Annotated in this window: 7 protein-coding genes and 1 pseudogene; 4 read left to right on the top strand and 4 right to left on the bottom strand. The window is 68.1% G+C overall.

Annotation, left to right across the window (positions count from 1 at the left end; translation table 11 throughout):
* Window positions 1-214: 214 nt before the first annotated feature.
* Window positions 215-992: pseudogene (locus QR77_RS47755) on the bottom strand (hypothetical protein).
* A gap of 126 nt (window positions 993-1118) precedes the next feature.
* On the opposite strand from QR77_RS47755, the gene QR77_RS07355 reads away from it, so the two are divergent.
* The 3 genes from QR77_RS07355 (at window position 1119) to QR77_RS07345 (ending at window position 3431) form a co-directional block, all read left to right on the top strand.
* The gene (locus QR77_RS07355; protein ID WP_040020410.1) at window positions 1119-1910 is read left to right on the top strand and encodes an ABC transporter ATP-binding protein; all 792 of its coding nucleotides are present in this window, start codon (window positions 1119-1121) and stop codon (window positions 1908-1910) included.
* A 50-nt stretch (window positions 1911-1960) separates the two neighbouring features.
* Complete coding sequence (locus QR77_RS07350) at window positions 1961-2392, top strand: NfeD family protein (protein ID WP_040020409.1); 432 nt, start codon at window positions 1961-1963, stop codon at window positions 2390-2392.
* Window positions 2393-2483: 91 nt separating this feature from the next.
* On the top strand, window positions 2484-3431 hold the full coding sequence (locus QR77_RS07345; RefSeq protein ID WP_040020408.1) for an SPFH domain-containing protein: 948 nt from the start codon (window positions 2484-2486) through the stop codon (window positions 3429-3431).
* Between the two features lie 83 nt (window positions 3432-3514).
* Here the strand turns inward: QR77_RS07345 and QR77_RS07340 are convergent, their stop codons facing one another.
* The 3 genes from QR77_RS07340 to QR77_RS07330 all read right to left on the bottom strand — a co-directional run bounded on the left by QR77_RS07340 (window position 3515) and on the right by QR77_RS07330 (window position 5645).
* Window positions 3515-4027: an HNH endonuclease gene (locus QR77_RS07340; RefSeq protein ID WP_040020406.1), complete on the bottom strand. Its 513-nt coding sequence runs from the start codon at window positions 4025-4027 to the stop codon at window positions 3515-3517.
* Between the two features lie 152 nt (window positions 4028-4179).
* A complete protein-coding gene (locus tag QR77_RS07335) occupies window positions 4180-4719 on the bottom strand; it encodes a YbhB/YbcL family Raf kinase inhibitor-like protein (protein WP_040020404.1) in 540 nt (179 codons plus the stop codon).
* 140 nt (window positions 4720-4859) lie between these two features.
* Complete coding sequence (locus QR77_RS07330; RefSeq protein WP_040020403.1) at window positions 4860-5645, bottom strand: sporulation protein; 786 nt, start codon at window positions 5643-5645, stop codon at window positions 4860-4862.
* A 77-nt stretch (window positions 5646-5722) separates the two neighbouring features.
* Here QR77_RS07330 and QR77_RS07325 point away from each other — a divergent pair, with 77 nt between their 5' ends.
* On the top strand, window positions 5723-6364 hold the full coding sequence (locus QR77_RS07325; protein ID WP_040020402.1) for a DNA-3-methyladenine glycosylase: 642 nt from the start codon (window positions 5723-5725) through the stop codon (window positions 6362-6364).
* Window positions 6365-6817 lie beyond the last annotated feature (453 nt).

Genomic DNA, 6817 nt, shown 5'->3' with positions numbered 1-6817 from the left:
CGGCGACGGAGGGTGACGGGGTCGCAGGAGGTACGTGTCCGGACGCTAACGTGAGATTTGCGGCGCACGACCGCCCCGGGCAAAACATCCGGGGTCACGACGCCGTAAATCACACGTCCGGACATGTGCCTCCGGAGGCCCCGGCGCCCGGCACACAACCAACCGGCCGCAACCACGAACCGCACCCCCACGGCCCCCCGCCGGGAGGCGCACCTCACCGCTCCCGCTCCTCCACATACGCGTTGTACGACGCCACCTGCGCCCGCCGCGCCACCCGCTCCACCGGCCGCAATGCCTCCCCCCGCGCCGCCATCTCCGACGCGCTCACCGCCCCGCCTGGCCCGTGCTCGTACGCCAGCGAGACCAGCAGCCCCACCCGCTGCGCCAGCTCCAGCACCCGCACAGCCCGCGGCGGATACCCCGGCGCCAGCACCTCGCGCCCCCGCTCCGCCCGCGCCCGGTACGCGTCGAGCGCCGCCTCGGCCATCGGCCCCGACCCCGCCACGTCGAGCCGCGACAGCACCTCCGTCGCGTCCCGCAGCGCCTCCGCCAGCTCCCGCTCCGCCTCACCCAGCGACGGCACATCCGCGGGCGGCGCCTCCCGTATCGGCAGACAGTGCCAGAGGACCTCGACATGCTGGTCGCCCTCCGGCCCCACTGCTGTGATCTCGGGCACCAGGCCGTACGGGGCCCGAGGCGACCACCGCCTCCTCGGCCTCCAGCGCCCGCGCGTTGAACTCCGGCGGCCCGCTGAGCCCCAGCGGATGGCCCGGCGCCGGCAGCGCGACCCGGTAACCGGTCACCCCGAGCGTCCGCAGCCGCCCCAGCGCAAGCGTGAGCCCCACAGGCCCCGCCTCGCCCGGCAGCCCCGTCACCCGGTGCACCGCATCGTCGCCGACCACGGCGAGCGCCGCGTCGTCCGGTGAGACAAATCCGGCCAACAGGGCGTTTCCCCAAGCGGCCAGCATTCCTGAGCGTGGTTCCGAAAGCATGGCCCCAGCCTAGGGAACGGACCTCACGGCCGGACCACTCCGTCGGTGGCGTAGGTTTTCCTTGGGAACGGCGCCCACAGGCGCACCCGAAACCTCAAGACGATTGCATGGGGAGACAACGCGCTCATGAGCGATGTACTGGAGCTGGTGGACGTATCCGTGGTCCGCGACGGACGTGCTCTGGTGGACGATGTCTCCTGGTCGGTCAAGGAGGGGGAGCGCTGGGTGATCCTCGGCCCCAACGGCGCCGGCAAGACCACTCTCCTCAACCTCGCGTCCAGCTACCTCTTCCCGACCAGCGGTACGGCGTCCATCCTCGGCGAGGAACTCGGCAAGGTCGACGTCTTCGATCTCCGCCCCCGTATCGGCGTGGCGGGCGTCGCCATGTCCGAGAAGCTGCCGAAGCGGCAGACCGTCCTCCAGACCGTGCTCACGGCCGCGTACGGCATGACCGCCACCTGGAACGAGAACTACGACGAGGTCGACGAGCAGCGCGCCCGCGCCTTCCTCGACCGGCTCGGCATGACCGACTTCCTGGACCGCAAGTTCGGCACGCTCTCCGAGGGCGAACGCAAGCGCACCCTGATCGCCCGCGCGATGATGACCGACCCCGAGCTGCTGCTCCTCGACGAGCCCGCCGCAGGCCTCGACCTCGGCGGCCGCGAGGACCTCGTACGCCGGCTCGGACGCCTCGCGCGCGACCCGTACGCCCCCTCCATGATCATGGTCACGCACCATGTCGAGGAGATCGCCCCCGGCTTCACCCATGTCCTCATGATCCGCCAGGGCAGGGTGCTGGCGGCGGGACCGATGGAGACGGAACTGACGTCCCGTAACCTCTCGCTCTGCTTCGGCCTTCCGCTCGTCGTGGAACAGACCGGCCAGCGCTGGACGGCACAGGGCCTCCCGCTCAAGTGACCTGATTCCGCCCCTGTCCTGAGCGGGACCGCCGGACCTAGCATCACCATGTGGAAATCGACGCATGGGTGTGGTGGCTGATCGGCGCTGTCGGCCTGGGTATCCCGCTTGTGGTGACGGCGATGCCGGAGTTCGGCATGTTCTCCGTCGGCGCGGTCGCGGCCGCCGTGGTCGCCGCGCTCGGCGGCGGAGTGGTGGCCCAAGTCCTCGTGTTCGTGGTGGTCTCGGTCGCGCTCATCGCCGTCGTACGTCCCATCGCCGCCCGTCAGAGAGCCGCAACGGCCGGGCACGCCAGCGGAATTGACGCGCTGAAAGGCAAGCAGGCCCTCGTTCTGGAGCGAGTTGACCGGAGCGGCGGGGGCAGGATCAAGCTCGCTGGTGAGATCTGGTCGGCGCGCGCATACGATGTGGACCAGGCGTTCGAGCCCGGCCAACAGGTCGACGTCGTCGAGATCGACGGGGCGACCGCTGTGGTGATGTGAGCCAACCTCGGCGAACACCCCCCGTACACGCCTCTGATCTGGGAAACTCGATCATCGGAACATCCGGCAGCGAAGGGCCCGAAGGAACGCGATGCCATCAATCATCATCGTCCTGGTCATCCTGGTGGTGCTTGTATTCATCGCCCTGATCAAAACGATCCAGGTGATCCCGCAGGCAAGCGCCGCCATCGTCGAACGGTTCGGCCGTTACACCCGTACGCTCAACGCGGGCCTGAACATCGTCGTTCCGTTCATCGACTCGATCCGCAACCGCATCGACCTGCGTGAACAGGTCGTCCCCTTCCCGCCGCAGCCGGTGATCACCCAGGACAACCTGGTCGTCAACATCGACACGGTCATCTATTACCAGGTGACCGACGCGCGGGCGGCGACCTACGAGGTCGCCAGCTACATCCAGGCGATCGAGCAGCTCACCGTCACCACCCTGCGCAACATCATCGGTGGCATGGACCTGGAGCGGACCCTCACCTCGCGCGAGGAGATCAACGCGGCGCTGCGCGGCGTTCTCGACGAAGCCACCGGCAAGTGGGGCATCCGCGTCAACCGCGTCGAGCTGAAGGCCATCGAACCGCCCACCTCCATCCAGGACTCGATGGAGAAGCAGATGCGCGCGGACCGTGACAAGCGCGCCGCGATCCTCACCGCCGAAGGCATCCGCCAGTCCCAGATCCTCACCGCCGAGGGTGAGAAGCAGTCGGCGATCCTGCGCGCCGAAGGTGAGGCCAAGGCGGCCGCGCTGCGCGCGGAGGGTGAAGCGCAGGCGATCCGTACGGTCTTCGAGTCGATCCACGCCGGCGACCCGGACCAGAAGCTGCTCGCCTACCAGTACCTCCAGATGCTCCCGAAGATCGCCGAGGGCGACGCCAACAAGCTCTGGATCGTGCCCAGCGAGATCGGTGACGCCCTCAAGGGCCTCAGCGGGGCGTTCGACAACCTCGGCGGGGGAGTGTCGGGATTCAACACCGGCGGTAGTAAGAGCGCCGGCAGCGAACGCCGCCAGGACACCCCGCTCGACTGACGCCGCTCCATCCGCCGCGCCTGGGCCGGCCCTCCGGGGCCGGCCCGATGTATGTGCGGGGGCAACCGAGGCAACTGCCGCAGCTACGCGGCAGGCTGTACGGCGCCCAGCCAGAGCGGCAGATCCGATCGCTCGGCCGACCGCAGCGAGAGCAGCATCGCTTCCGCGGGCGACGGCACGAACGGCGTGTGCAGCAGCGGCATTCCGGCCTGCTCCGGCGTACGGTCCGCCTTGCGGTGGTTGTCGTCCGCGCAGGAAGCGACCGTATTCAGCCAGCTATCGGCGCCGCCGCGCGACCTCGGCACCACATGGTCCACCGTGGTCGCACGCCTGCCGCAGTACGCGCACCTGTGTTGGTCCCGTATCAGTACGCCACGCCTCGACCACGGTGCTTGTCTTCGGAACGGCACCCGGACATAGCGGCAGAGCCGGATCACCCGGGGTACGGGAAGCTCCACGGCCGCGGCGCGCACACGCAGATCCGGGTGGGCCTGCTCAACAACGGCCTTCGCCTGAAGCACCAGCACCACCGCACGGTTGAGAGTCACCGTCGACAGCGGCTCGAAGCTCGCATTCAGCACCAGCGTGTCCCGCATCCCGCCCACCTCCCGTGTGCCGGCCCGGCCCCGTCGGCGGGGCTTCGGGCTTGGATCAACTGTGGCCGGGCGCGCCGAGAGGGACAACACAATAAAAAATGCCCTGCCCTGATCTCTCCAAGACCAGGGCAGGGCAAACAACAGGCGAACGGTCAGCTCTCCGCCGGGGCCGCGTACTCCCCGATGAGCTGGGCCCGCGCCACCGCGTGGAACCGCAGGTTGAAGCCGACGAACGCGGGTGTGGCGTCGCTGTCGATCCCGAGCGTCTCGGTATCCACCGCGTAGACGGTGAACACGTACCGGTGCGCCGGATCGCCGGCGGGCGGCGCCGCCCCGCCGAAGTCCTTCGAACCGAAGTCGTTACGGGCCTGGACGGCGCCGGCGGGCAGCCCGTCGAAGGTGCCGGTGCCCGCGCCGACGGGAAGCTCGGTGACCGACGCCGGGATGTCGAAGACCACCCAGTGCCAGAAGCCGCTGCCGGTCGGTGCGTCGGGGTCGAAGCACGTCACGGCGAAGCTCTTGGTCTCCGCGGGGAAGCCCTCCCACCGCAAGTGCGGCGAGGTGTTCCCGACGGCGTAGAGCTGGGCGTCGCCGAGCTCGGCGCCCGGCGAGACGTCGTCGCTCACCACCGTGAACGACGGAACCCGCGGATGGAACTCGTGAGGGAGCGGAGCCCTCTTTCCCTCGGTCACGTCTGAACCTCCGATTGGCCTCTGTGTTCTTGCGTGGTCGAGCCTATCCCCGTCAAACGCATTGTTCCTGGTGGGAGCCTCCGCACCGGATCCGGTACGAAGGACGACGGCCGCCGGGTCCCTCAGGGCGCCCAGAGCCCCTAGAGCCAGTTGCGGCGCCCGCCGACCTCGGCCAGCCACTGGTTGAGGTACCCGGGCCAGTCCGTGGCCTGGAAGTCGTTCAGGGCCACGGTGAAGGCCCTGAAGGAGTCGCTGCCCTCGCTGAAGAGCCCCGGCTTCTTGTCCATCTCCAGGACGACGTCCATCTCGCGGTCGTCGGCGACGAAGGACAGCTCGACCTGGTTGAGCCCCCGGTACTGCTGCGGCGCGTGGAACTCGATCTCCTGGTAGAACGGCAGCCGCTGACGCGTCCCCCGCAGGTGTCCACGCTCCATGTCGGCGGACTTGAAGCGGAACCCCAGATGGATGAAGGCGTCCAGGATCGCCTGCTGCGCCGGCAGCGGGTGGACGTTGACCGGGTCGAGGTCGCCCGAGTCCAGCGCCCGCGCGATGTCCAGCTCGGTGATCACACCGATGTTCATCCCGCGGAGCTGCTGCCCGTCGATGGCGGTGACCGGTGTCTCCCAGGGGATCTCCAGACCGAACTGCACGACGTGCACCGCTTCGGGCTGTACCTCGAAGGCACCGCCGATCTGCTGCTTGGTGAACTCGATGTTCTGCTTGATCTCCTCGCCGTCGTGGCCCTCGGACTCGACGCGGGCCTGGAGACCGACGGAGAGCCCCTGGATCCGCTGGCTCACCGAACCGCCCTGAACCCGTACCTCGCCCTGGACGACCCCACCCGGTACGACGTTCGACTCGCTCAGCTCCGTCTCCACGGAAGCGCCGCCGGCGCCCATGCTCGCGAGCAGCTTCTTGAAGCCCATGCGTTCTTCTCCTCCTAGGTCCTGACCCCTACATACGCGCCACGACGGTAATCGGTTCCCCGGTACGCTCGGACGCCATGATCGAGGAAACCGACCGTAAACCGCTGCCCCGTGCGTTCTTCGACCGGCCCGTCCTTGACGTCGCGCCCGACCTGCTGGGCAGGACCCTGGTGCGCGACACGGACGAGGGCCCCATAGAACTACGGCTGACCGAGGTGGAGGCGTACGCGGGCGAGATCGACCCGGGCTCGCACGCCTTCCGGGGCCGCACGGCGCGCAACGGTGTGATGTTCGGTCCGCCTGGGCATGCATACGTCTACTTCACCTATGGCATGTGGCACTGCATGAACGTGGTCTGCGGCCCCGAGGGCATGGCGAGCGGGGTCCTGCTGCGGGGAGGCGAGATCGGCGTAGGTGTCGATCTTGCCCGGAAACGCAGACTTTCGGCCCGTCATGACAGAGAACTGGCCAAAGGGCCTGCCCGGCTGGCGACGGCTCTGGGCATCGACCGCGCTCTGAACGGTGTGGACGTGTGCGCCGGCCCCGAAGAGCCGCTGTTCATGCTGACGGGCACCCCGGTCCCGGCTGACCAGGTCCGCAGCGGCCCCCGTACGGGGGTGAGCGGCGACGGGGCCGTGCACCCCTGGCGCTTCTGGATCGACGGCGACCCGTCGGTGAGCCCTTATCGGGCCCATGCGCCGAAGCGGCGACGAACTTGACTCGTACCGTTCATCCGCCTAACGTAGCCCGAGCCGCTTGACACGGGTCCTGCTTTTTCGGCAGCTTCCGGAGCGGCCACCCACTACCTACGACTGACCCTGACGGGTACGTCTTTCGGCATGCCGAAATTCGGACGCGGTCGCTCGATTATGAGTGACACGGGAAATCGGTTAAAGTAGTGAACAGCAACAAGGCAAAGGCCACTCCGAAGGCCATCGGATTTCATAAGGCAAACAAGCCGAAATGAATCTGATAGAGTCGGAAACACAGAAACACGAAGGGAAGCGCCCGGAGGGCCCCGGAAGGGGAACGAAGGAAGCGTCCGTTCCTTGAGAACTCAACAGTGTGCCAAAAGTCAACGCCAGATATGTTGATACCCCGACCTGCCGGGTGACCGGTGGGTTGTGGTTCCTTTGTAGTAAACACAGCGAGGACGCTGTGAATCACCAGCC

Origin of the sequence: Streptomyces sp. 150FB, from assembly GCF_000818195.1 — a bacterium.
GTDB lineage: Bacteria > Actinomycetota > Actinomycetes > Streptomycetales > Streptomycetaceae > Streptomyces.
The sequence above is the reverse complement of the archived record's forward strand: the minus strand, read 5'-3'. Positions and strand labels throughout refer to the sequence as shown.